Source organism: Actinomadura montaniterrae (genome assembly GCF_008923365.1).
In the GTDB taxonomy this organism is placed as follows: domain Bacteria; phylum Actinomycetota; class Actinomycetes; order Streptosporangiales; family Streptosporangiaceae; genus Spirillospora; species Spirillospora montaniterrae.
On the sequence record NZ_WBMR01000006.1, the window covers coordinates 88,699 to 111,433 of the forward strand.

Annotated in this window: 22 protein-coding genes; 9 read left to right on the plus strand and 13 right to left on the minus strand. The window is 73.3% G+C overall.

What is annotated here, in order from left to right:
* Positions 1-19 precede the first annotated feature (19 nt).
* The gene (locus F9B16_RS04255) at positions 20-451 is read right to left on the minus strand and encodes an SMI1/KNR4 family protein (protein WP_151538486.1); all 432 of its coding nucleotides are present in this window, start codon (positions 449-451) and stop codon (positions 20-22) included.
* 118 nt (positions 452-569) lie between these two features.
* Here F9B16_RS04255 and F9B16_RS04260 point away from each other — a divergent pair, with 118 nt between their 5' ends.
* The 3 genes from F9B16_RS04260 to F9B16_RS04270 are packed head-to-tail and all read left to right on the plus strand — an operon-like array spanning position 570 to position 3,862.
* Entirely contained in the window at positions 570-2,087 is a 1,518-nt protein-coding gene (locus F9B16_RS04260) for an FAD-dependent oxidoreductase (RefSeq protein WP_225991341.1), read from the plus strand.
* 16 nt (positions 2,088-2,103) lie between these two features.
* Entirely contained in the window at positions 2,104-3,234 is a 1,131-nt protein-coding gene (locus F9B16_RS04265) for a hypothetical protein (RefSeq protein ID WP_151538488.1), read from the plus strand.
* 4 nt (positions 3,235-3,238) lie between these two features.
* The gene (locus F9B16_RS04270; protein ID WP_151538489.1) at positions 3,239-3,862 is read left to right on the plus strand and encodes a TetR/AcrR family transcriptional regulator; all 624 of its coding nucleotides are present in this window, start codon (positions 3,239-3,241) and stop codon (positions 3,860-3,862) included.
* Positions 3,863-3,868: 6 nt separating this feature from the next.
* On the opposite strand, the gene F9B16_RS04275 is transcribed toward F9B16_RS04270, so the two are convergent.
* From F9B16_RS04275 to F9B16_RS04305, 7 genes are all read right to left on the minus strand, one after another.
* Entirely contained in the window at positions 3,869-5,599 is a 1,731-nt protein-coding gene (locus tag F9B16_RS04275; protein ID WP_151538490.1) for a CocE/NonD family hydrolase, read from the minus strand.
* 20 nt (positions 5,600-5,619) lie between these two features.
* Positions 5,620-6,558 (minus strand): MBL fold metallo-hydrolase, encoded by a 939-nt coding sequence (locus tag F9B16_RS04280; RefSeq protein ID WP_151538491.1) that lies wholly within the window; start codon positions 6,556-6,558, stop codon positions 5,620-5,622.
* A gap of 7 nt (positions 6,559-6,565) precedes the next feature.
* On the minus strand, positions 6,566-7,516 hold the full coding sequence (locus F9B16_RS04285) for an alpha/beta hydrolase (RefSeq protein ID WP_151538492.1): 951 nt from the start codon (positions 7,514-7,516) through the stop codon (positions 6,566-6,568).
* Positions 7,517-7,520: 4 nt separating this feature from the next.
* Positions 7,521-8,654 (minus strand): FAD-dependent monooxygenase, encoded by a 1,134-nt coding sequence (locus F9B16_RS04290; protein ID WP_151538493.1) that lies wholly within the window; start codon positions 8,652-8,654, stop codon positions 7,521-7,523.
* A gap of 14 nt (positions 8,655-8,668) precedes the next feature.
* Positions 8,669-9,625: a phosphotriesterase family protein gene (locus tag F9B16_RS04295; protein WP_151538494.1), complete on the minus strand. Its 957-nt coding sequence runs from the start codon at positions 9,623-9,625 to the stop codon at positions 8,669-8,671.
* Positions 9,626-9,651: 26 nt separating this feature from the next.
* A complete protein-coding gene (locus F9B16_RS04300; RefSeq protein ID WP_151538495.1) occupies positions 9,652-10,671 on the minus strand; it encodes a phosphotriesterase family protein in 1,020 nt (339 codons plus the stop codon).
* 151 nt (positions 10,672-10,822) lie between these two features.
* Positions 10,823-12,457, minus strand: coding sequence for an MFS transporter (locus F9B16_RS04305; RefSeq protein WP_151538496.1), 1,635 nt, complete (start codon positions 12,455-12,457; stop codon positions 10,823-10,825).
* Between the two features lie 139 nt (positions 12,458-12,596).
* Here F9B16_RS04305 and F9B16_RS04310 point away from each other — a divergent pair, with 139 nt between their 5' ends.
* Positions 12,597-13,211 carry a TetR/AcrR family transcriptional regulator gene (locus F9B16_RS04310; RefSeq protein WP_151538497.1) on the plus strand — a complete coding sequence of 205 codons (615 nt, stop codon included), beginning with the start codon at positions 12,597-12,599 and terminating at the stop codon, positions 13,209-13,211.
* A gap of 15 nt (positions 13,212-13,226) precedes the next feature.
* On the opposite strand, the gene F9B16_RS04315 is transcribed toward F9B16_RS04310, so the two are convergent.
* Positions 13,227-13,997: an IclR family transcriptional regulator gene (locus F9B16_RS04315; RefSeq protein ID WP_151538498.1), complete on the minus strand. Its 771-nt coding sequence runs from the start codon at positions 13,995-13,997 to the stop codon at positions 13,227-13,229.
* Between the two features lie 66 nt (positions 13,998-14,063).
* Here F9B16_RS04315 and F9B16_RS04320 point away from each other — a divergent pair, with 66 nt between their 5' ends.
* From F9B16_RS04320 to F9B16_RS04335, 4 genes are read left to right on the plus strand one after another with little or no spacing between them, the layout of a single operon-like run.
* Positions 14,064-15,284: a cupin domain-containing protein gene (locus tag F9B16_RS04320; RefSeq protein ID WP_151538499.1), complete on the plus strand. Its 1,221-nt coding sequence runs from the start codon at positions 14,064-14,066 to the stop codon at positions 15,282-15,284.
* Complete coding sequence (locus F9B16_RS04325) at positions 15,284-16,114, plus strand: fumarylacetoacetate hydrolase family protein (RefSeq protein WP_151538500.1); 831 nt, start codon at positions 15,284-15,286, stop codon at positions 16,112-16,114. The genes F9B16_RS04320 and F9B16_RS04325 overlap by 1 nt, the downstream gene beginning before the upstream one ends.
* The gene (locus F9B16_RS04330; protein WP_151538501.1) at positions 16,114-16,737 is read left to right on the plus strand and encodes a maleylpyruvate isomerase N-terminal domain-containing protein; all 624 of its coding nucleotides are present in this window, start codon (positions 16,114-16,116) and stop codon (positions 16,735-16,737) included. Before F9B16_RS04325 ends, F9B16_RS04330 begins: the two co-directional genes overlap by 1 nt.
* 22 nt (positions 16,738-16,759) lie before the next feature.
* On the plus strand, positions 16,760-18,013 hold the full coding sequence (locus F9B16_RS04335; RefSeq protein WP_192808616.1) for an FAD-dependent oxidoreductase: 1,254 nt from the start codon (positions 16,760-16,762) through the stop codon (positions 18,011-18,013).
* Between the two features lie 69 nt (positions 18,014-18,082).
* On the opposite strand, the gene F9B16_RS04340 is transcribed toward F9B16_RS04335, so the two are convergent.
* From F9B16_RS04340 to F9B16_RS04350, 3 genes are read right to left on the minus strand one after another with little or no spacing between them, the layout of a single operon-like run.
* Positions 18,083-18,730 (minus strand): 3-oxoacid CoA-transferase subunit B, encoded by a 648-nt coding sequence (locus F9B16_RS04340; protein WP_151538502.1) that lies wholly within the window; start codon positions 18,728-18,730, stop codon positions 18,083-18,085.
* Between the two features lies 1 nt (position 18,731).
* Entirely contained in the window at positions 18,732-19,427 is a 696-nt protein-coding gene (locus tag F9B16_RS04345) for a 3-oxoacid CoA-transferase subunit A (RefSeq protein WP_151538503.1), read from the minus strand.
* Positions 19,424-20,620, minus strand: coding sequence for a thiolase family protein (locus tag F9B16_RS04350; protein ID WP_151538504.1), 1,197 nt, complete (start codon positions 20,618-20,620; stop codon positions 19,424-19,426). The genes F9B16_RS04345 and F9B16_RS04350 overlap by 4 nt, the downstream gene beginning before the upstream one ends.
* 72 nt (positions 20,621-20,692) lie before the next feature.
* Between F9B16_RS04350 and F9B16_RS04355 the strand changes: the two genes are divergently transcribed.
* A complete protein-coding gene (locus tag F9B16_RS04355; RefSeq protein ID WP_151538505.1) occupies positions 20,693-21,589 on the plus strand; it encodes a LysR substrate-binding domain-containing protein in 897 nt (298 codons plus the stop codon).
* A gap of 19 nt (positions 21,590-21,608) precedes the next feature.
* On the opposite strand, the gene F9B16_RS50680 is transcribed toward F9B16_RS04355, so the two are convergent.
* A partial coding sequence (locus F9B16_RS50680; protein WP_192808617.1) for a hypothetical protein occupies positions 21,609-22,735 on the minus strand: 1,127 nt, incomplete at its 5' end.

Genomic DNA, 22,735 nt, shown 5'->3' on the forward strand with positions numbered 1-22,735 from the left:
CGCGCCGGAGGCGGCGGGATCAGAGCTGGACGCGGCCGGTGAGCCAGGCCTTGACGAAGTGCTCCAGGGACGGTGCGACGCAGCGCCGGTTGTCGGTCCGGTGGTCCCAGACGAAGATGTCGGGCCGGCCCTCGGGGACGAGGGCGTAGGCGAACAGGTTGCCGTCGCCCGGCGCGTCGGAGAAGAACAGCAGCTGGTCGAAGGCCATGTAGAGCCGCTTCAGGGCGGGGTAGGTGCGCATCTCCAGGTTGCCCTGCAGTACCTGGTCGGCGGAGAAGACCAGGTTGTAGCCGTTGGCGTCGACCACGCCGTCGGTCTCGCCGAGCAGCCCGGCCAGGTCGTCGGGGAGCAGGTGCCCCAGGCTCTCCTCGACGCGCTGCAGCTCCCGCTCCGTGGCGGGCGGGGCGAAGCGGGCCTCGCGGGTGTGTTCGTCGATCAGCTCACGCCACATTCGCGAATCATGACGAAAGGGAACCCGCGCCGTCCAGCCGACGGGCCCGGGGCCCTTGACGCGCCGTCCCGGCAATCATACATTCACTCATCATCTGTATGAATGGAGGGCGATGCGGATGGGACGCGGAACGGCCGTGGTGCTCGGCGGGAGCGTGGCGGGGCTGTGCGCCGCGGGCGTGCTCGCCCGCCACTTCGACGAGGTGATCGTGCTGGAGCGGGACGAGCTGCCGCCGGACGCGGAGCACCGGCGGGGCGTGCCGCAGAGCAAGCACCCGCACTTCCTCCTCAACTCCGGCCGCCGCGCGATCGGCGCGATCTTCCCCGGCTTCGAGGAGGCGCTGATCGCCGCGGGCGGGATGCACCTGATGCCGTCCATGGACGCGGCGTACTGCGAGAACGACGGCTGGGCGCCGCGCAAGACCGGGTCGATGACGATGGTGTACAGCTCCCGGGTGCTCATCGAGCGGGTGCTGCGCGACAAGGTCCGCGAGCTGCCCGCGATCGAGTTCCGTGAGGGCGCGACCGTCACCGGGCTCCGGTCCACCGGGGGCGGCACCGCGCGCGGGCGCGTCGAGGGCGTGGAGTACCGCACCGCCGGCGGCGACGACGTCCACCTGGCCGCGGACCTGGTCGTCGACGCGCTGGGCCGCGGCTCGTCCGTCGCCGACTGGCTGAGCGCGGCCGGCTGGTCCGCGCCGCCGGAGCGGACCCTCGACGCCAAGGTCACCTACACCTCGCGGTGGTACGACCTGCCGCCCGCCGACCGGCGCCCGGAGACGTGGTGGTGGAAGCACCTCGTCGTCACCCCGACGCAGGACACCGGCGACCACCCCGCCGAGCACGAGTTCCTCAGCAACTTCTTCCCGATCGAGGGCGACCGCGCCATCGTGTGCATGGGGTCGTGGGGGATCGAGATGCCCCGCAAGGCCGAGGCGTTCGAGGCCGCCGCGGACCGGGTGCGGGCCACGCTCTTCGGCCGCGCGACCCGCGCGTGCACCCCGACCTCCGAGGTCCACCTGACCCGCTCCACCGGCAACAAGTGGCGGCGCTTCGACCTGCTGGACGTGCCGCCCGCGGGGCTGGTGTGCGTCGGCGACTCGATCTGCGCGTTCAACCCGTTCTACGCGCAGGGGATGAGCTCGGCGGCCCGGTCCGCGCTCATCCTCGGCGAGATGCTGCGCGCCCGCGACGCCCTGGACCTCGCCTTCTTCCGCGCGTTCCTCGCCCGGCAGAAGGAGTCCCTCGACGTGCCGTGGATGCTCGCGATGGCCCGCGACCAGGCGTACGACTTCGCGACCGGGACGGAGGTCGCCCCGCGCTGGCGGCGCCGGCTGGCCGCGCGCTTCAGCTGGCCGGTCTTCAACGCGATCAACGCCGCGAGCCGCGAGGACGGCTACGTCGAGCGGACGTTCGCCGAGGTGTTCAACCTCGACCGGTCGCTCCGCGACATGGCCCGGGACCCGCGGTTCTGGTTCGGCATCGCGCGGTACAAGCTGCGGCAGTGGCTCGGCCGGACGGTCGTGCCCGGCGGGTTCGACGACCGGCAGGACCCGCCCGGAACCGACTTCACCGGGTACACCGGCGCCGCGCCGTCCGGGGCGGCCCGCCGCGGCGACGACCTCGTCGGCGCCTGACGAGCGGAGGAGCGAGATGGGCTACACCTGCGACCCGGTGGCCGAGCGCGTCGCGAAGAAGCTCGGCTTCTCCTGCCACCACACCGATCCCCTGGTGACGTTCCGCAACCCGTTCGACCTGGCGAACGGCACCATGCCCGTGCTGGAACTGCTCGTCGTCGGCGGGGCGGTGTTCGCGCTCGTCCACGCGTGGCGGCGGTGGCGGCGCGACGGCGACCCGGTCAACATCTCGCTGTGGTTCGCGTCGGTCCTCTACCTGGCGGTGATCGAGCCGCCGCTGTACTTCCCGGGCTGGTTCGGCCTGGAGAAGCAGGTCGGGTTCATCTTCTCGCACAACGTGTTCACGGTGCAGTTCATGTACGACCGGCTGCCGCTCTACATCGTCGCGTTCTACCCCGCGATCTCGCAGCTCGCCTACGAACTGGTCCGGTCGCTGGGCGTGTTCGCCCGGCGCGGCCCGCTGGCCGGCGCGGTCGCGGTCGCGTTCGCCTGCCAGGTCTTCTACGAGATCTTCGACCAGCTCGGCCCGCAGCTGAAGTGGTGGGCGTGGAACCCGGCGAACACGATGATCAACCGGCCGGCGCTCGCGTCGGTGCCGATGAACAGCATGCTGCTGTTCGCCTCGGTCTCGTTCGGTGCGATGACCTACCTCGTCGTCCGCCTGGTCGGCGCCCGGCCGGGCCGCGGCGCGCTCGGCGGCGGGAACGTCGCGTGGCGCACCGTCGTCGCCGGCGCCGTGACGCCGCTCGCGATGATCGTCGTGAGCGCGCCCAGCGGCGCGTTCCGCGGCGACGACCAGGTCGGCGTCCAGCGGACCATCCTCTCGGTCGAGCTGGCCGTGGTCTGGATCGCCGGGCTCTACCTGCTCGCGGACGCCTACCGGGCGGCCCGCGCGGGCGGCGCCCCGCGGGTCGCGTCGCCGGTGTTCGCGCGGGTCTACCCGGCGGTGTACCTGGCCGTCCTCGTCGTGCTGTGGCTGGTCGCGCTGCCCGCGTACTTCGGTGCGACGGGCGGCGTCACCGAGCAGGGCACACCGATCGGGAGCCTCTGGTACTCCACGCTGTGCGCCGCCGCCGCAGCGGGCTTCATCGTGGCCGTACTGCGGGTCAAGGCGCCGGAACCGGCCGTGGAGCCTGTGCGATCCTAGGGCCATGGCGCACCACGGCTGGGGAGGCCGGCCCCCCGCATCGGATGCCGAGGCCCGGCAGCGCATCGTCGACGCGACCGCCCGCTGCATCGACCGGCACGGCGTCGCGAAGACGACCCTCTCCGACGTCGCGACCGAGCTCGGCGTCACGCGCCAGACCGTCTACCGCCACTTCGCCCGGATCAGCGACATCGTCGGCGAGGTCGCCGCGCAGGGCGCCGCGTCGTTCGTGGACCGGATGGTCGCCCACCTGCGGGGCAGCGGCGTCCGCGAGCCGGCCGAGGCCGTCGTCGAGGGCATGATGTTCTGCGTCCGGACGATCCCGACCGAGCCGCGGCTGAGCCTGCTGCTGCAGCTGAAGGACTCCAGCGCCTTCGGCCGCGGCGCCACCACCGCGGACGCCATCGCCTACGGCGCCCTGATGCTGCGCCGCTTCCCCGTCGACTGGGACGCCGCCGGGGTCGGCGAGGACGACCTCACCGGCCTCGCCGAGATCATCATGCGGCTGCTGACGTCGCTGCTGCAGAACCCGAGCGAGCCGCCCCGCGACGACGAACGGCTCCGCTCCCTGCTGGAGCGCTGGCTGGCCCCCGCGCTGCGGCAGCCGACCCTGCACCGCGTCCCCTGACCCCGGCTACTCCGCCGCCGCGCGCGTCGTGAACGGCAGCACCAGCCGGGACGGATGGGCGGCGTCGCGGTAGATCTTGTGCGTGACGGGGCGGCCCACCGGCAGGTGGAACGCGTCCGGCGGCAGCAGCGCGTTGTGCTCGTCGGCGAGCGGCTCGTCGTTGGACAGCTCCACGACCAGCCTGTGGCCGGGCAGGAACGTCGCCGCGAACGGGTAGACGCGCAGCACGTACTCCTCGATCCTCCCCGGTTCGACCGGCACCGCGCGGGTGTGCGGGTGGTAGGGGTTCCCCTCGGTGGTGCGCTCCTCGTCGAGCTCGCGGTGCGAGGCCTTGAGGTAGGCGGTCGTGATGAGCTGCCGCTTGCCGTCCGGGGCCTCGTCCCACATGCGGAGGATGAAGTTCGTGTCGGGCTGGTCGATCTCCGCGAACAGGTGCGCGGCGCCCTGGCCGATCATCTCCGCCGGCGCGTCGAACGGGGCGGTGCTCCAGCTGAGGATCTCCACCTTGTCGGTCACCGTCAGCGGCGCCTGGTAGAAGCCGTCGGGCGCGGCGTGCTCGGCGCCCATCAGCTCGGGCTCGAACGAGAGCCTGCGGCGCGGACGCAGGTAGAGCGCCCTGTACTCGACGTCCTTCGGCGGCCACTGCGCGCCGGTGACGGTCTCGCGGGAGCCCTCGACGTGGACGGTCACGGTGGGCTCGTCCATGATCCCGTTGTCGACGCCCTTGATCCAGTACTCGTACCAGCGGAACATCTTGTCGTGCTCCTCGATGAAGGGGCGCGACTGCATCGGCGGGTACGGGCCGATGTCGAGCTTCTTCGGGCCCTTCAGGGCGTTGAAGACCTCGATGGTGCCGTCCATCGTCCAGCCGCGGCCCTGGTCGATCTGGAGCCAGACCGGGACGTCGATGTTCGGCGCGAGGGTGACGGGGTTGCGCTCCTCGTACCACTCGCCGTCGACCTCGTTCATCACGATGTCGAACCAGGCCTCGTGGTTCTTCGGGTAGTGCAGCACGTGGACGAGGTTGGGCCAGGCGGCGACGTCCGGGTCCTGGAGCCGCGCGGCGACGCGCTCCCGGATCTCCTCCGGGGAGCAGGTCTCCAGCATCCGGGACCTGACCCGGTCGGTGAACGCCCAGCCGGAGTCGCCGCCGCGGCCCTCGCGGGCGGCGCGCGGCATGAACCACATGACGCCGCCGTGGTAGGTCGTCTCGTAGAAGTCGTAGTGGCCGCCGCTGACGAAGATCGCCTTCAGGCTCGGCGGGCGCTCGGCCGCCGCGAGGACCTGCATCGAGCCGAAGTAGGAGATGCCGATCATGCCGACGCTGCCGTCGCACCACGGCTGCGCGGCGACCCACTCGATGAAGTCGTACGCGTCCTGGCCGAGCGGGACGCCGCCGGCGTTGTAGTTGCCGATGTGCTCGCCCTCGGACGCGCCCGATCCGCGCAGGTCGCCGATGACGTGGACGTAGCCCTCCTGGACGACACGCGCGATGTCGCCCGCCTCGATGCAGCCGTCCCACATCGGGCTGGGGCGCCGCTGCGGCGGCGTCGTGAGCGCGAGCGCCTGCAGCTCCTTGCCGTACGGGCTGAGCGCGACGAGCGCGGGGCGCGGCTCGTCGCCGGCGCCCTGGTAGGCGTCGGCCGCCAGGGTGACGCCGTCGCGCATCGGCACGCGGAGGTCCTTGCGGACGGTGATCTTCTCCAGGCCCGCCTGGATGATCCGGAAGTCGGCCATGGGCGCGAAGCCCTCCTCTGTCACGAGTTCTGGGTGAAGTGCGTGCGGTAGCCGTGCATCGAGGTGAAGAACGGCGACGGCTCCAGCGTGGGGTCGGCGGTGTAGCCGACCTCCTGCGCGACGGGCGCGAACGGGGAGTACGGCGAGGCGGTCTCCTGGAGGCCCGCGCACAGGCAGGCGTGCGCGGCCTTGCCGACCCGTCCCTCGATGTCGAGGCTCTCGCGCAGGGCCTCCTCGGCCTGCGCCGCGTCGAGCTCGACGCCGTACGGCGTGCCGTCGGCGCGGCGGTAGGGGTGGCCCAGGTAGAGGTGGCGCGGGCGGACCTCGTCGCGCAGGTACTCCAGGCTGGCGCGGTACGCGGCCGGGTCCTCGAACCCCGGGAAGCCGTTGGCGGCCCCGTGTACCTGGACGGCGTCGCCGACGAAGACGGCGCCCTGGCCGTCGACGACGTAGGCGACCGACCCGGGCGTGTGCCCGGGGATCGCGTGGACGGAGACCGTGACACCGCCGCCGAGGGAGAGCGTCTCGCCGCCCTTGACGAGCACGTCCGGCTCCATCTCGCCGGAGATGACGGCGTCGGCCGCGCCGGTCACCTTCGCCTCGCCATCGGGGTCGTCCAGGTACCGCCCGCGTCCGGCGAGGTACTCGTCCACGTGCGCACGGCGCGAGCGCAGCAGCGGCGCGTCCGCCTCGTGGATGACGACCCGCGCGCGCCGTCCGGTGAGCTCCCACAGGGCGCGGGCGCCGCCGACGTGGTCGATGTGGCCGTGGGTCAGCAGGACCCAGCGGACGTCCTCGATCCGGCGGCCGATGGCCTCCAGCGCCGGGGCCATGCCCTCGGCGGGGGAGGAGGCGATGCCGGTGTCGACGATCGCCGGCTCCGGCGCGTCGATGAAGAAGCTGTAGAGACCGAACCGGCCCCACGGCGAGACGAGGGGGTGGATTCTCACGTCGGGCATGGCTCTCCTACCGGCTTGCTGGGCGGGGTCGGCGGGGCGGGCGGGCGAGGAAGTCGCGGGTCTCCGCGTAGGCCCGGTGGTACTCCGGGATCCACGAGAAGTGCTGTACGAAGCCGTGCCCCGCGCCGGCGTACCGGCTGACGGTCGCGTCCACGCCGGCGTCGTCCAGCCTCCGGCCGTACAGCTCGCCCTCGTCACGCAGCGGGTCGAGCTCGCCGGTGATGATCAGCGCGGGCGGCAGCCCGGAGAGGTCCGCCCGCTTGATCGGCGAGACGCGGGGGTCCGCCGGGTCGGCGCCGCTGCCGATGTAGAAGGCGTTGAACGGCTTGAGCCCGGCCGTTTCGAGCCCGTAGCCGACGGCGTTCTCGCGCAGCGACGCGTACCGGTCGACGTCGAAGTCCAGGTCGAGCGACGGGTAGAACAGCACCTGGTGGGTGATCCGGTCGAAGCCGTCGTCGTGCGCCATGGCGGCGACCGCGGCGGCGAAGGTGCCGCCGGAGCTGTCGCCCGCGAGGGCCAGCGTGGTGCCGTCCCAGCCCAGCGCCTCACCGTTCCCGGCGGCCCACCGGACGGCGGCGTAGCAGTCGTCGAGCCCCGCCGGGAAGGCGTGCTCGGGCGCCCGCCGGTAGCCGACGGACACGACCTTGAGCCCGGTCTCCTTGGCCAGGTTCCGCGCGACGTGGTCGTGCGTCTCCAGGCTGCCGAGGAAGAACGCGCCGCCGTGGAAGTAGACCAGCAGGCCGTGCGCGTCGGCGTCGTCCGGCGTGTAGACCCGGACCGGGACCTCGCCGGCGTCGGTCCGCGCGGTGACGTCCTCGACGGCGTGCAGCGGCAGGCGGTCGGCGACGGCCGGGACCTCCGCCTCCTCGCCGGCGCGCATCGCCTCCGGGTTCAGCGGACCGGGCGGCGGCGCGGGCATGGCGGCGAGGGCCTTGGCGATCTCGGGGTGCAGCGGCATGGCGTCAGACCCCCGCTCCCCGCGAGGCGGGTCGCTGGGACGCGGGCTTCTGGCTCGGGAAGACCTCGTCGACCTCGTCCTCGGTCCAGCCCTGCCGCGAGACGCGCTGCAGCTCGTCGGTCACCGGCTTGCGGGCCGCCTGGTAGAGCGCGAGCGCCTCGCTCACCGAGCCGGCGTCGCGGAGGGAGTCGGCGAGGACGCCCGCGTCCAGGATCGCGGAGTTCGCGCCCTGGCCGTGGTGGTGCAGCATCGAGTGCGCCGCGTCGCCGAGCAGGACGACCGAGTCCGAGTGCCAGCGGTCGATCGGGTCGATGTCGTAGACCGCGCGGCAGTTGACCGCCGCCATGTCGAGGTCGCGGACGATGTTCACGATCCGCTCGTCGAAGCCCTCGACGGTCCTGAGCAGGTCGTCCTTGGTGACGTCCGGTGCCCAGGTGCCGTCCGGGCACAGCGCGGTGATGTCGAAGGACACCTGGCCGCGGTGGCGCAGCGGCAGCAGGTAGACCTTCGTGCCCCGGCCGATGTACATCCGCAGGTTGTCGTCGACGACCAGGCCGTAGGCGTCCTCGGCGCCGATGACGGCGCGGTAGGCGTGCTCGCCGGAGAACACCGGCTCCGCGGCGGAGAACAGCTGCTCGCGGACCACCGACTTGATGCCGTCGGCCCCGACGACGAGGTCCGCCTCGACGGTGGCGCCGTTGGCGAACGTCAGGACGCCCCCGTCGCCCTTGTCGTCGATCCGCTCCAGCCGGTGGCCGAGGCGGACCATGCCCTCGGGCAGCACCGAGAGCAGCGCCTCGATGAAGTCGCCGCGGTGGATCAGGTGGGTGGTCAGGCCGAAGGCGTCGATCTCCGGCCAGGCCTCCCGCATGATCGGCTCGCCGGTGCCGGTGAGGATCTCGAAGTAGTCGCTCGGGGAGCTGACCCGCTGGATCGCCTCGATGACGCCCCACCGGCGGAACCGGTCCATGGTGGACGGGCGCAGCCCGATGCCGGCCCCGACCTCGCGGATCCGGCTCGCCTGCTCGTAGACGGTGACGGTGGCGCCGAGGAGGCTCAGCGCCTTGGCCGCGGCCGCGCCGCCGTATCCCGCGCCGACGACGGCGACGTTCAGTTTCTTCAGGTCCGAGGACTGCATGGGTGGGGTCCTTGTCAGTGCTTGAGGGAGAGGAAGTCGGCGGGGTTGTCGACGAAGATCGTCTTGATGGCGGCGTCGTCGAGCCCGGCGGCGCGCAGGTCCGGGACGAGGTCCTCGAAGATGTAGTTCACGGTGTGGCCCTTGACGCCCGGCCAGCCGAGCGGGCTGCAGTTGGCGTCGGCCGAGGCGAGCACCTGCTGCAGGCGCCCCTCGCCGGCGATGAACCGGAGGAAGTGGTCGAGGCGCTCCCGGCGCGGGCGGGCCCAGAACGGCGGGTCGGGAAGCTCGGTCTCGTAGCCGAAGGTGTCGAACCCGATCCGGCCGCCCTGGTCGGCGATCCAGGTGTCGCGGGTCTTGTCCGCGTTGACGCCGTCGTCGACGTGCCCGAAGAGCACGCGGTCGAGGGGGAGCCCCTCCTCGCCGAAGATCGCGATGGCGTTCTCGGCGTCGATGGCCAGGTGCGTCAGGATGCCGGCGCCGGTGGCGAGGGAGGCGCGGGCGGCGGCGCGGTAGATGCGCTTGTCCAGCTCCGTCATGCGGCCGCCGCGGCTCACCCCGACCTTGATGACGCCGGCGCGGGCGCCGGTGCCGCCGATCCCCACGGTGATCTCGTGCACGAAGTGCCGCGCCAGGTAGTCGACGCTCGCCCTCGCGAAGAACGGCAGGGCGGTGTCGCCGCCGACGAAGCCCGTGCAGGCGACGATGTGGACGCCGGTCTTCGCCGACAGCGACCGGTAGTAGTCGACGTCGCGGCCGTTGCAGATGCCGGTGACGTCGACGAACGTCCCGCCGCCGTACTCGTGGAACCTCCGCAGCTTGGGGACGGTCTCGGCGTACCGCTCCTCCGGCGACTTCCACCACGTGGTGTCCAGCTCCGAGCCGGGCATGCCGTACCCGATGTGCTCGTGGACGGCGACGACTCCCAGCTCCTCGGCGGGAATCGGCCCCAGGACGGTGTTCACCCTCGACATTCGTCTCGCTCCAAACCTCAGGAAGATCAGCGCACGGTCAGCAGGTCGCGCGGGTTGCCGGCGAGGATGCGGTGCGCGTCCTCGCCGCCGAGCCCCAGCGACGCCGCCAGCGGGACGAACACCGCGGCGGCGTGGCTGTACGGCAGGTCGTAGGCGTGCTGGCCCTTCGCGACGCCGATCGCGCTGCCCGACAGCAGGATCCGGTCGCCGTGGCCGGCCTCGACGAGGTCGAGCACCAGGGCGGCGCGTTCGCGGTCGGTGACGTGGGCGGCGTCGTCGTTCAGGCCGACGTGGTCGATCGCGACGTAGGCGCCCCGGCGCGCGATCGCGAGGGGGGCGCCGGCCTCGACCGCGTCCCTGCGGTCGAGGCCCCCGACGACGACCCGGCCGGCCGGGAGGCCCTCGTCCAGGACGACGTCGAGGTCGTGCACGGCGTCGTTCCCGTACCGGACGGAGAGCGGGACGCCGGTGGCGAGGGCGGTGCGGGCCGCGCCGCGGAACAGGCTCTCGTCGGTCGCGGTCATGCCCGCGCGGGTCGCGGCGGTCGCCACGAGCCCGGCGGCGCCCCGCCGCTCCACGCGCGGGACCACCATGCCCTCGGTGATCTCCTTGGTGAACAGGTCGGCGAACTTCTCCGCGGGCCACGGCGTGGGCGGGTTCGTCTGCGGCGTGAGGAAGTAGCCGCCGAGCATCTCCTCGGGGCCCATGCCGGTGGACGCGACGATGTGTACCCCGGTCGACCGCGACAGCGCCTCGTACAGCCGCACGTCGCGGCCGTGGAACATGCCCGTGGCGTCGACGATCGTCCCGCCGCCGTGCGCGCGGAAGTCCGCCAGCTTCGCCGCGAGGACCTCGATGACCTCGGCGCGGTCGATGGTCACGTCGAAGGCGTGCTCGGCGCCCGGGACCACGGACAGCAGCGCCTCGTGGACGGCGACGATCCCCAGGTCGTCCGCCGGAACGGGGCCGAGGACGGTGTTGACGGTGCCGCTCCCGGCGGTGCCGTTCTGCGCGGGGCTTCTCTCGGCGGTCTGTGCGCCGGTCATGGCCACTTCCTTTCGTCGGCGTCGGGTTCGGCGCGGCGTGGCGCGCGGATATGACGGCCGTCACGCGATCGCTGTGAAGGGTGTCACTTCACTTTACGTGATGTCAAATGAGCTATCGCTCTGTAAGTATCTCGATCGTACCGGCAGGTAATCAGGCCGCGACCAGGCCCGGCGACTCGGTGCCGTCCGCCTCGGCGCCGTCCGTTCCGGCGGTGGCCTCGCGGTGGCCGAACAGGCCGACGAGCGTCAGCACGCCTGCCGCCGCCGCGCAGAGGCCCGCGACGAGGAAGGCGGTGTTGTAGGCGCTGCCGAGCGACTCGAAGGCGAGCTGGTGCAGCTGCCGCGGCATCGGCACCGGCCGCGCGCCCGGGCCGGCGCCCGGCACAACCGGCATCGAGTTGATCGCCATGGCGCCGCCGTCGTGCGCGATGCCGCCCGCGACCCCGGAGTACGGCGCCTGCAGGCCGGACGCCCCGACCGCCCGGCCGAGGCCGGACAGCAGCGCGTCGTTGGCCTTGTTGATCGCGAGCGCGGCGATGAGCACCGGGCCGAGCGCGAACCCGAAGTCGCGCAGCAGGTTGGTCGTCGCGCTGGCCATCCCGGCGAGCCGGACCGGGACCGTGTTGATCGCGACGGCGGTGATGGACCCGACCGTCAGCGCGAAGCCGCAGCCGAGCAGCGTCAGCGGGGCGATGAACCGCGTCCAGCCCATGTCGGCGACGTCGAACGTCGAGCACCAGATGCCCGCCGCGGCCATGAGCGCGAAGCCGCCGGACAGCACCCAGCGCGGCGAGACCCTGCGGATGAGGCGCGAGACGACCGGCACGAACAGGAAGGCGGGGCCCTGGATGAACAGGAACAGCACACCGATCTTGAGGGCGCTCTGGTGCTGGACGGCGCCGAGCCAGATGCTCATCGAGTAGCAGGTGGCGAGGAACGCGAACATCCCGACGACCGTGGCGATCGCGACGATCGCGTAGGCGCGGTTGGCGAACAGCCGCAGGTTCAGCAGCGGCACCGCGGCCCGCAGCTCGATCGCGACGAACGCGGCCAGCAGGACGACGCCGGCGGCGAACGCGCCGAGGATCTCCGGCCGGGTGAAGCCGCTCTCCGACCCCTGCGTGGCGGCGAACAGCAGGGCGATGAGGCCGAGCGCCAGCGTGACCTGCCCGGGCAGGTCGAGCCTGCGGCCCTCGGGCGCGGACGAGTCGGCCGCCGCGAAGGTGATCAGGAAGGACAGCACGGCGGCGCCGATGACGACGGCGTACGCGCCGCGCCAGCCGCCGTGCTCGGCGAAGGCGCCGCCGAGCAGCGGGGAGATCGCGGCGCCGATGGACAGGAAGCCGGCCCACAGCGCGATCGCCTTGGTGCGCTCCTCCTGGTTCGGCGCGACGGCCGCGATCATCGCGAGCGAGATCGGGTAGAGGATCGCGGCGCCGAGGCCGGCGACGACCTGCCCGGTCCACATGACCTGGACCGTGCCGGCCAGGCAGCAGACCAGCGAGCCGATCACGGTCAGGACGGCGCCGAGCTGGAGCAGCCGCCTGCGGCCGAACAGGTCGCCGATCACGCCGGTGGTCAGCTCCAGGACCACCATCGGGATGGCGAACGCGGCGGTGATCCAGGTGAGCTGCGACCCGGTGGTCGCGAACTCCTGCTGGAAGGTGCCGTTGAGGGCGCCGGGCAGCGAGTACGCCACCTGCGCCAGCAGGACCGCGAAGCAGCCGGCGACCACCGTCGGGATGGGGCCCGGCGTGCGCGCGCCGGACGACGGCCTCCGTGTCATGGGGACTCCTTGTGAGTTGGATCACTCGTCGATGCCTGCACAGTGTCATATTGATTTACATCGCGTCAAGTCAATGACCTGCACGTAAGCAGAGATGGCTCGATGTCAGGAGTGCTGACGCGTGCGCTAGGGTTGCCGGGTGGCGAGCCTGCGCGAAGCACAGAAGGAAATGACCCGGCGGATGATCCTGGACGCCGGGCTCGAGCTGTTCTCGGCCAAGGGCTACCTCGCCACGACCGTCGAGGACATCGCCGGCGCGGTCGGCACCACCCGGGTCACCTTCTACGCGCACTTCCCGTCGAAGAGCGAGCTGATGAAGGCGCTCATCGCCGAGCGCCTCAACGAGGTGCTGCTCCGCAGCCGGTCGCCCGAGCACGGGTCGACGGCCCTGGCCCTGGTCGAGGCCGTGAAGGACGGCAGCCGCGAGGCGCTCGCGGCGTGGCTCGCTCAGACCTCCGAGCGGTGGCCGGTCATCCACCCCATCATCCGGATCGGCCGCGACGCCGCCGCCGCGGAGCCGGAGCTGCGCAACCTCGTGGAGCGCTGGCTGGAGGAGGCGATCAGCGACGTCGAGGACGGCCTCACCGCCGCCGGTCGCTTCGAGCCGTACCAGCGGCACTTCCGCGGCGTCCTCGCGATGGCCCAGCTCGACTACGTGGCCCAGAACTGGGCCGGCGCCGACTGGAAGCTGGACCGCGAGCAGATGCTCGAGGAGCTGACCGACAGCTGGTTCGGCCTGCTCGGCGCCCGCTGACGTTCCGCGGGCGGGTCAGCGGGTCAGGTCGCGCTCCAGCGCGTCGGCCACGGTGCGCAGCGTGCCGGCGAGCGCGGGCAGCCGCTCCTTCTCGTACCGCGCGCTCGGCATCGACACCGAGAGCCCGGCGACGACCTCGCCGTCCGGGGCGCGCACGGGGACGCCGACCGCGACGACGCCCCGCTCCGACCGGCCCTGGTTGAGCGCGAACCCGTTGCGGCGCACCCGCGCCAGGTCCGCGCGCAGGGCGTCCAGGTCGGGCCGGTCGCCGGGACGCTCGTCGTAGCGGTCAGCCGCGTACAGCGCCTCCAGCCGGTCCGGCGGCAGCTCGGCGAGGAGCAGCAGCCCCGCGGTGGTGCGGTGGGCGGGGAACACCATGCCCTCGCGCGAGCCGACCCGCAGCGCCTGCCGCGACTCGACGCTGGCGACGAAGCGCACCGTGTCGCCGGTGCGGACGGTCAGGTTGGCGGACTCGTCGAGCATCTCGGCCAGCCGGTGCAGGTGCGGCAGCGCGGCGGCCCGCAGCCGCGCCGCCGCCGACTGCGAGTGCGCGGCGAGCTCCAGGACGGGCCCGACGCGGTAGGTGCGGTCGGCCTCGCGCACCGCGAAGTCGCGGTAGACGAGCATGGCGAGCAGCCGGTGCGCGGTCGAGTTCGCGACGCCGAGCCGCCGCGCGACCTCGCTGACCGTCAGCGGGCCTTCGAGCTGGAGCATCGTCGCGATGCGCAGCGCGTTGTCGACGCTCGCGATCGCGTACGGCGGCGGCGCCTTGAAGGGCTTGTCCACGCGGGCTCGATTCTGGAGAACAGAATTTCCTATTCTTCACAGCGTACCGGCACCACGATGGCGGGTATGACCAGCACTCCTGCCGACCCCCTCGCGGCCTCCCCGGCGGCCTCCCCGGCGGCCTCGCCCGCGCCGGCGCCCGCGGACTCGCCGGTGCGGCTGCGGGCCGTCGACGCTCCCGGGCAGCCCGAGGTCACCCCGGAGCTCGAGGACCTCTACCGCGGCTTCGAGGCCGAACTGCTCGTCCCGCTGTGGACGGAGATCGGCGGCCTGATGCCGCCGCATCCGCGCTCCAGCGCCGTCCCGCACGTGTGGAAGTGGGACCGGCTCGTCCGCCTCGCCGACCGGGCGGGGCGGATCGTGCCGGTCGGCCGCGGCGGCGAGCGCCGCGCGATCGCGCTCGCCAACCCGGGGCTCGGCGGCCGCCCGTTCGCGTCCCCGACCCTGTGGGCGGCGATCCAGTACCTCATGCCCGGCGAGGACGCGCCCGAGCACCGCCACACCCAGCACGCCTTCCGCTTCGTCGTCGAGGGCTCCGGAGTGTGGACGGTCGTCGGCGGCGACCCCGTGCCGATGAACCGCGGCGACTTCCTGCCGCAGGCCGGCTGGAACTGGCACGCCCACCACAACGCCACCGACCGGCCGATGGCCTGGATCGACGGCCTCGACATCCCGTTCCAGTACCTGACCGAGGCGCAGTTCTTCGAGTTCGGGCGCGACGAGATCTCCGACGCCGAGCGCATCACGCCCGAGCGGTCCCGCTCCGAGCGGCTCTGGGGCCACCCCGGGCTCCGCCCCGTCGGCGTCGCGCACACCACGCCCGGGTCGCCGCTGCTGTCGTACAAGTGGGAGCACACCGACCGCGCGCTCGCCGACCAGCTCGCGCTGGAGAAGGACGGGCACGCCGCCACGGTCGAGCCCGGCCACGCCGCCGTCCGCTACAGCAACCCCGCCGACGGCACCGACGTGCTCCCGACCCTGCGCGCCGAGTTCCACCGGGTGGCGCGGGGCGCCGAGACGGCCCCGGTCCGCGAGACCGGCTCCAGCGTCTACCAGGTCTTCGACGGGTCCGGCACGGTCTCGGTCGGCGACCGGACCTGGTCGGTGACGCGCGGGGACCTTTTCGTCGTGCCGTCGTGGGAACCGTTCTCGGTGCGGTCCGAGGCCGGGCCGTCCGACTCCGACTCCGGGGCCCTCGACCTGTTCCGCTTCGGCGACGCGCCCGTCTTCGAGGCCCTCAAGCTCCACCGAACCGCCACCCACCGAACCGCCGAGGACGACGTCTGATGAAGCTCTCCACCATCCGCACCGCCGCCGGGACCCGCGCCGTCCGCCTCGACGGCGACCGGCTCGTCGACCTCGGCTATCCCGACCTGGGCGCCCTCCTCGCCGAGCCGGACTGGCGGGACAAGGCGGTCGGCGGCTCCGGCGCGGTCCACGACCTCGACGGCGCCGACTTCGCGCCGGTCGTACCGAACCCGTCGAAGGTGATCTGCGTCGGCCACAACTACTCCAACCACATCAAGGAGATGGGGCGGGAGCTTCCGGCGTACCCGACGCTGTTCCCCAAGTTCGCCGACTCGCTGATCGGCGCGCACGACGACATCGTCAAGCCCGCCGAGACCGACGCCCTTGACTGGGAGGTGGAGCTCGCCGTCGTCATCGGCGCGGAGGTCCGCCGCGCCGACGACGCGCAGGCCGAGGCGGCGATCGCCGGGTTCACCGTCATGAACGACGTGTCCGTGCGCGACTGGCAGTTCCGCACCATCGAGTGGACGCAGGGCAAGATCTGGGACTCCTCCACCCCCGTCGGCCCGTACCTGGTCACGCCCGACGAGGTCGGCGGCGTGCGCCCGGCGCTGCGCGTGCGGACGGTGGTCGACGGCGCGGAGATGCAGTCCGACGACACCGGCACGCTGCTGTTCGACCCGGTCTTCCTGGTCAAGTACATCTCCACGATCATCACGCTGCGTCCTGGCGACCTCATCGCCACCGGCACCCCTGCCGGCGTGGGCCACGCCCGCGACCCGAAGGTGTACCTCACCGGCGGCGAGACGGTCGTGACCGAGGTCGACGGCATCGGCGCCTGCACCAACCGCGTCGTCAAGGACGCCTGATGGCCCGCACGTTCGCCGACGCCGTCCGCTGGGCGCGGGAGGGCACGCGGTTGTTCCTCGACGCCGCCGGCGGCCTGACCGAGGCGGAGTACGACGCCCCATGCCTGCTGCCCGGCTGGTCCCGCAAGCACCTCGTCGCGCACGTCGCGGCGAACGCCGACGCGCTCGGCAACCTGGTGCACTGGGCCGCCACCGGCGAGGAGACCCCGATGTACGCGTCGGCCGAGGAGCGGGCCGCCGGGATCGAGCGCGGCCCCCGGATGAGCGGCGCGGAGCTGACCGGCTGGCTGGCCCGGTCCTGCACCGAGCTGCGGACGGCGATGGACGCGCTCACCGAGCGCCAGTGGCGGGCCGAGGTCGTCACGGCGCAGGGCCGCACCGTCCCCGCGACCGAGGTGCCCTGGATGCGGTCGCGCGAGACCTTCGTCCACGCCGTCGACCTCGACCGCGGCGTCTCCTTCGCCGACCTGCCGGGCGGCTTCCTGGACGCCCTCGTCACCGACATCGCCGCCAAGCGGGGGCTGGACGCGCTCCCGGACGGGCCGCTCCCCGAGGTCGCCGCCTGGCTGGCCGGACGGCCGCACGCCCTCGCCGGCGCACCGGACCTGGGCCCCTGGCTCTGAGGCGCCCGAGAAGGAAGAGACCATGACCAACCCTGATGTGATCGTCGTCGGCGGCGGCATCGGCGGGCTGGGCGCCGCCTACGCGCTGACCCGCCGCGGCCTCGCCGTCCGCGTGCTCGAACGCGCCGCCGCCTTCGGCGAGGTCGGCGCCGGCATCCAGCTCGCCCCGAACTGCACGCGCATCCTCGACGACTACGGCCTGCTGGACGAGGCCAAGAGCCTCGGCGTCCTGCCCGACGCGATGATCATGCGCGACGCCGTCGACGGCACCGAGCTGACCCGCCTCGACCTGCGCGACCTGGAGCGCCGCTACGGCTTCCCGTACCTGGTCATCCACCGCAGCGACCTGCACGCCATGCTGCTGCGCGCCTGCGAGCGCGCCGGCGTCGACCTGCGGACGTCCCAGCAGGTGACCGCCTGCGCGAACACCGCCGGCGGCGCGAGCGTGACGCTCGCCGGCGGCCGCGTCGAGGAGGCGCGGGTCGTCATCGCGGCCGACGGGCTGCACTCGGTGGCGCGCAAGCTGCTCGTGGACGACGAGCCGGTGTCGTCGGCGTACGTCGCGTACCGCGGCACCACGCCGACCGCGAGCGGCCGCGCCGCGGAGGTCGACCTGTCCGAGGTCGTGGTGTACGTCGGCCCGCGCTGCCACTTCGTCCACTACGGGCTGCGCGGCGGCGAGCTGCTCAACCAGGTCGCCGTGTTCGAGTCGCCCAAGGCGCGCGCCGGCGAGGAGGACTGGGGCACGCCCGACGAGCTGGACGCGGCGTTCGCGGGGACCTGCGACTTCGTCCGCGGCGGCCTGCCCGACATGTGGCGCGACCGGTGGTGGCGGATGTACGACCGCGACCCCATCATGACCTGGGTGGACGGGAGCATCGCGCTGCTCGGCGACGCCGCGCACCCCCCGCTGCAGTACATCGCCCAGGGCGCGATCATGGCGATCGAGGACGGCTGGGTGCTCGGCGAGCAGGTCGCCCGCCACCTCGGCGACGGGGGCTGGCCGGCCGTCCTCGCCGCCTACCAGGCCGTCCGGCCCGAGCACTGCCGCCGCGTCGTCACCACGTCGCGCGCCTGGGGCGAGCTGTGGCATCTCGACGGGCTCGCCCGGCGGCAGCGGAACGTCCTGCTGCGGGAGCGCGACACCTACGACTACGCGTTCGTGGACTGGCTCTACGGCCCGACCGCGCTCGACCCCGCCGACGAGCCCCCGATGTTCACCCCGATCCCGCTGTCGTCCGCGAAGCCGGACGCGCTCACCGGGACCGGCGGCTGAGCCCGGTGCCGGGCCGGCGGGCGAGCCGCCCCGGCACCGCACCACCTGGAGAACGAGAGCGGCCCGGCGTCAGGCGGCCTTGAGGGGGACCGGCACCCGGTCGCGGAGCTCGTCGACCGTGATGCCGAAGGTCTCGCGGACCGACGCGCCGTCCGGGCCGACGTCGATGACGGCGACGTCGGTGTAGACCCGGCTGACGCAGCCGACGCCCGTCAGCGGGTAGGTGCACGCGGGCACCAGCTTCGACCGGCCCTCCTTGTCGAACAGCGTCATCATCACGAAGACCTGCTTGGCGCCGATCGCCAGGTCCATCGCGCCGCCGACGGCCGGGATGGCGTCGGGGGCGCCGGTGCTCCAGTTCGCGAGGTCGCCGGTGGCCGACACCTGGAACGCGCCCAGCACGCACACGTCGAGGTGGCCGCCGCGCATCATCGCGAACGAGTCCGCGTGGTGGAAGTACGACGCGCCGGGCAGCTCCGTCACCGGGACCTTGCCGGCGTTGGTGAGGTCCGGGTCGATCCCGTCGCCGGTCGCGGCCGGGCCCATGTTGAGCATGCCGTTCTCGGTGTGCAGCACGACGCCCGAGCCGTCCGGGAGGTGGTCGGCGACCTTCGTCGGGCGGCCGATGCCGAGGTTGACGTAGGAGCCCGCCGGGATGTCGCGGGCGACGACCGCGGCGAGCTCGTCCGGGGTGAGGGGCCCCGTGGTGGGGGACATGTCAGCGCGCTCCTTGGACGGTGTAGTGGCGGTCCTCGACGCGCACCACGCGGTCGACGTAGATGCCGGGCGTGACGACCGCCTCCGGGTCGAGCTCCCCGGCGGCGACGACGCCGCCGACCTGCACGATCGTGGTGGCCGCGGCCGTCGCCATGACGGGCCCGAAGTTGCGGGCGGTCTTGCGGTAGACGAGGTTGCCCATCGTGTCGGCGCGGTGCGCGCTGATCAGCGCGACGTCGCCCTTGATCGGGTACTCCAGGAGGTGGACGCGCCCGTCGATGGTCCGGGTCTCCTTGCCCTCGGCCAGCGGGGTGCCGGCGGCGGTCGGGCAGTAGAAGGCGCCGATGCCCGCGCCCGCCGCCCGCATCCGCTCCGCGAGGTTGCCCTGCGGGACGATCTCCAGCTCGATCTTCCCGGCCCGGTACAGCTCGTCGAAGACGTAGGAGTCGCTCTGCCGGGGGAACGAGCAGATCACCTTGCGGACGCGGCCGGCCTTGAGCAGCGCGGCCAGCCCGACGTCCCCGTTGCCGGCGTTGTTGGACACGATGGTGAGGTCCTTCGCGCCCTGCCGGATCAGCCCGTCGATGAGGTCGAACGGCATGCCCGCGAAGCCGAACCCGCCGACCAGGACGGTGCTGCCGTCCGCGATCCCGCGGACGGCCTCGTCCACGCTCTCGACGATCTCCGCGCGGCTCACGCCCCCGCCCCCTCGTTCTCCGGGCTCGTGTTCTCCAGGACGACGGCGAGCCCCTGGCCGACGCCGATGCAGATGGCGGCGACGCCCCAGCGCTCGCCGCGCTCGCGGAGCACCTTCGCGAGCGTGCCGAGGACGCGGGCGCCGCTGGCGCCGAGCGGGTGGCCGATCGCGATCGCGCCGCCCCGCGTGTTGACGATCTCCGGGTCGATGCCCCAGGCGTCGACGCAGACCAGCGACTGGACGGCGAACGCCTCGTTCAGCTCGACCGCGCCCACCTGGTCCCAGCCGATCCCGGCGCGCGCGAGGGCGCGGTTCGCCGCCTCGACGGGCGCGTACCCGAAGTCCTGCGGGTCGAGGGCGAACGCGCCGCGTCCGGCGATGCGCGCGAGGGGCTCCAGGCCGATCCGGCCGGCGGCCTCGGCGGAGCCGAGCAGCAGCGCGGACGCGCCGTCGCTCAGCGGCGACGCGTTCCCGGCGGTGATGGTGCCGTCCGGCCGGAAGCTCGGCTTGAGCGCGGACAGCTTCTCCAGCGAGGTGTCGGCGCGGATGCCCTCGTCGCGCTTCAGCCCTTCGGCCGGGACGACCAGGTCGTCGTAGAAGCCCTCGTCCCAGGCGGCGGCCGCGAGCCGGTGGGAGCGCAGCGCGAACGCGTCCTGCCGCTCCCGGCTGACGCCGTACTTCTCCTGGAGCAGCTCGTTGGCCTCGCCGAGGGAGACGGTCCATTCCTCCGGCATGCGCTTGTTCACCAGCCGCCAGCCGAGCGTGGTCGACACGGCGGTGACGTTCCCTGCGGGGAAGCCCTTCGCCGGCTTCGGCAGCACCCACGGCGCCCGGGTCATCGACTCGACCCCGCCGGCGAGCACCACGTCGGCGTCGCCGGTCTCGATCGTCCGGGACCCGATCATCGCGGCGTCGAGGCTGGAGCCGCACAGCCGGTTGACGGTCGTGCCGGGGACGCTCGTCGGCAGCCCGGCGAGCAGCGCCGCCATCCGGCCGACGTTGCGGTTCTCCTCGCCCGCGCCGTTCGCGTTGCCCCAGACGACCTCGCCGACCGCGGCCGGGTCCAGCCCGGGCGCCCGCTCCAGCAGCGCGGTGATCACGCCCGCCGCGAGGTCGTCGGGCCGGACGCCCGCCAGGGCGCCGTTGAACCGGCCGAACGGCGTCCGGACGGCCGAGTACAGATAGGTGCTCATGTCATCGAGGCTAGGTGGCCTCCCTTGATACAGTGAAGTATCAATATTCGCACCCATTGATATGCCATCGATATGGATCTACGCCAGCTGCGGTACTTCGTCGCCGTCGCCGAGGAGCTCCACTTCGGCCGCGCCGCCGACCGGCTCACCATGGCCCAGCCGCCGCTGTCGCAGGCGATCCGCCGCCTGGAGGCGGACCTCGGCGTCGAGCTCCTGCACCGCAGCACCCGCCGGGTCGACCTCACCGACGCGGGCCGCGGCTACCTCGCGCGCGCCCGCAAGATTCTCGGCGAGGTGGACGAGGCGGCGCACGAGGCCCGCCGGATCGCGGCCGGCGCCGTCGGCCACCTCACGATCGGCTGCGTCGGCTCCGCCACCTACAGCCTCCTGCCCGCCATCTCCCGCGGCCTGTCCCTCGAACTGTCCGGCGTCGACTTCTCCTTCCGGGGCGAGATGCTCGTCCCCGACCAGGCCGCCGCGCTCCGCACCGGCGAGATCGACCTCGCCTTGCTGCGCCCGCCGATCGCCGACCTGTCCCTGACCGTCCTGCCGCTGCGCCGCGACCGGCTCGTCGTCGCCGTCCCCGCCGACCACGCCCTGGCCGCGCTGCGGCAGGTGGACGTCGCCGACCTGGCGGACGCCGACCTCATCGTGCATTCCGCGGACCGCCGCTCCGTCATGTACGACGTGGTGCTCGGCCTCTTCCGGGACGCCGCCGTCGAACCCCGGATCCGCCATGAGGTCGGCGAGACCTCGACCCTGGTCACGCTCGTGGCGGGCGGTCTCGGCGCGGCCGTCGTCCCGGAACCGGTGACGGCCCTGGCCCTCGACGGCGTCGTCTTCCGCCCGCTGGCCCGTCCCGCCATCACCGTCGACCTCGCCATCGCCCACCGGACCGACCGCACCGAACCCCACCTCGCCCGAGCCGTCTCCGTCGTCCAGCGGATCGTGCGGGACGCGCCCGCGTGAGCACGCCAGAGCCGCCTGGTCACGGGTCCTTCGGGGCGAAGGGCCAGCGGAGCCCGACGCCCACGTGCAGGACGACGGCGGTGCCGAGGAAGCTGAGCGCGGCGGTGGTGACCCAGTCGTCCGCGGTCGCCCTCGTCCAGTGCCGGCCGCCCGCGTAGGCGCCGAGGGCGCGGTGCAGGACGAACGCGACCAGGGCGATGAGGGCGAGGGTGAGGACGCGGCAGGGCACGGCTCGCAGGCGGGCGGCGGGCCAGCCCTCGAACAGCACGGCCACGACGAGGACGGCGCCGATCACGCAGCCGCAGACGGCGCTGATCGCCGCCGGCCGCCACCCCGCGGCCTCGCGGAGCACCAGGTAGGTGACGGCTCCGGCGGCGATGACGAGGACGTTCCCGGCGAGCAGCCGCGGCGCCCGCCGCGCGACGGTGTTGACGGGCCAGCCGCGCAGGGCGATGAAGAACACCCCCTGCCAGACCCCGACCGCGGCGAGCGCCGCGCCGAAGTCGGCGGCGGGGACGGGGCCGCCGGGGTCGCGGAGCCCGGCGGCGGCCCGCTCCGCCGCCGGGACGGCCCTGTGGTTGACGAGCAGGAGGTACGCGCCCGTCCCGATCGCCCAGGTGGCCGCGAGCGCGGCGGCGCCGGAGGAGAGCCGGCCCATCCCGGCCAGCGGCCAGCGCTCGCAGACCAGCGTCAGCTGGAGCATGGCGGTGAACAGCGCGGCGGCCAGCGGCAGCGTCGCGGGGAACGTGGCCGCGGCGGCGGGCCCCGGCTCGGCCTGGAACACGCCCCGCAGGTCGGACCGCTCGACGACGGCCTGCCCCGCGATGGTCAGCACCACGGCGGCCGCCGCGAGCAGGACGGTGTCGAGCAGGCCCGTCCACGGGGTGGACAGCCGGGAGCCCGGCCAGTCGTGCCACCAGAACGCCATCATGGCGACGGCGGGCAGCGCGAACGTGGCCAGCGGGCCGAGGACCAGCAGCGAGGTCGCCGCGCTGCCGGTGCCGAGTGCCAGCGCGAAGAAGACCGCCGCGGTGAGCAGCGCGCCGCCGAGGCCCGACCAGGGCTGGGCGGCCAGCTGCCGCCGCCGTCGCGCGGCGGCGTGCGCGGGCAGCAGGTGCGCCGGGGTGGTCAGCGAGGGCCGCCGGG

Excerpts from the sequence above, each read along its gene's own strand:
- F9B16_RS04255 (WP_151538486.1), bottom strand. The coding sequence starts at position 451 with ATGTGGCGTGAGCTGATCGACGAACACACCCGCGAGGCCCGCTTCGCC.
- F9B16_RS04260 (WP_225991341.1), top strand. The coding sequence starts at position 570 with ATGGGACGCGGAACGGCCGTGGTGCTCGGCGGGAGCGTGGCGGGGCTG.
- F9B16_RS04265 (WP_151538488.1), top strand. The coding sequence starts at position 2,104 with ATGGGCTACACCTGCGACCCGGTGGCCGAGCGCGTCGCGAAGAAGCTC.
- F9B16_RS04270 (WP_151538489.1), top strand. The coding sequence starts at position 3,239 with ATGGCGCACCACGGCTGGGGAGGCCGGCCCCCCGCATCGGATGCCGAG.
- F9B16_RS04275 (WP_151538490.1), bottom strand. The coding sequence starts at position 5,599 with ATGGCCGACTTCCGGATCATCCAGGCGGGCCTGGAGAAGATCACCGTC.
- F9B16_RS04280 (WP_151538491.1), bottom strand. The coding sequence starts at position 6,558 with ATGCCCGACGTGAGAATCCACCCCCTCGTCTCGCCGTGGGGCCGGTTC.
- F9B16_RS04285 (WP_151538492.1), bottom strand. The coding sequence starts at position 7,516 with ATGCCGCTGCACCCCGAGATCGCCAAGGCCCTCGCCGCCATGCCCGCG.
- F9B16_RS04290 (WP_151538493.1), bottom strand. The coding sequence starts at position 8,654 with ATGCAGTCCTCGGACCTGAAGAAACTGAACGTCGCCGTCGTCGGCGCG.
- F9B16_RS04295 (WP_151538494.1), bottom strand. The coding sequence starts at position 9,625 with ATGTCGAGGGTGAACACCGTCCTGGGGCCGATTCCCGCCGAGGAGCTG.
- F9B16_RS04300 (WP_151538495.1), bottom strand. The coding sequence starts at position 10,671 with ATGACCGGCGCACAGACCGCCGAGAGAAGCCCCGCGCAGAACGGCACC.
- F9B16_RS04305 (WP_151538496.1), bottom strand. The coding sequence starts at position 12,457 with ATGACACGGAGGCCGTCGTCCGGCGCGCGCACGCCGGGCCCCATCCCG.
- F9B16_RS04320 (WP_151538499.1), top strand. The coding sequence starts at position 14,064 with ATGACCAGCACTCCTGCCGACCCCCTCGCGGCCTCCCCGGCGGCCTCC.
- F9B16_RS04325 (WP_151538500.1), top strand. The coding sequence starts at position 15,284 with ATGAAGCTCTCCACCATCCGCACCGCCGCCGGGACCCGCGCCGTCCGC.
- F9B16_RS04330 (WP_151538501.1), top strand. The coding sequence starts at position 16,114 with ATGGCCCGCACGTTCGCCGACGCCGTCCGCTGGGCGCGGGAGGGCACG.
- F9B16_RS04335 (WP_192808616.1), top strand. The coding sequence starts at position 16,760 with ATGACCAACCCTGATGTGATCGTCGTCGGCGGCGGCATCGGCGGGCTG.
- F9B16_RS04340 (WP_151538502.1), bottom strand. The coding sequence starts at position 18,730 with ATGTCCCCCACCACGGGGCCCCTCACCCCGGACGAGCTCGCCGCGGTC.
- F9B16_RS04350 (WP_151538504.1), bottom strand. The coding sequence starts at position 20,620 with ATGAGCACCTATCTGTACTCGGCCGTCCGGACGCCGTTCGGCCGGTTC.
- F9B16_RS04355 (WP_151538505.1), top strand. The coding sequence starts at position 20,693 with ATGGATCTACGCCAGCTGCGGTACTTCGTCGCCGTCGCCGAGGAGCTC.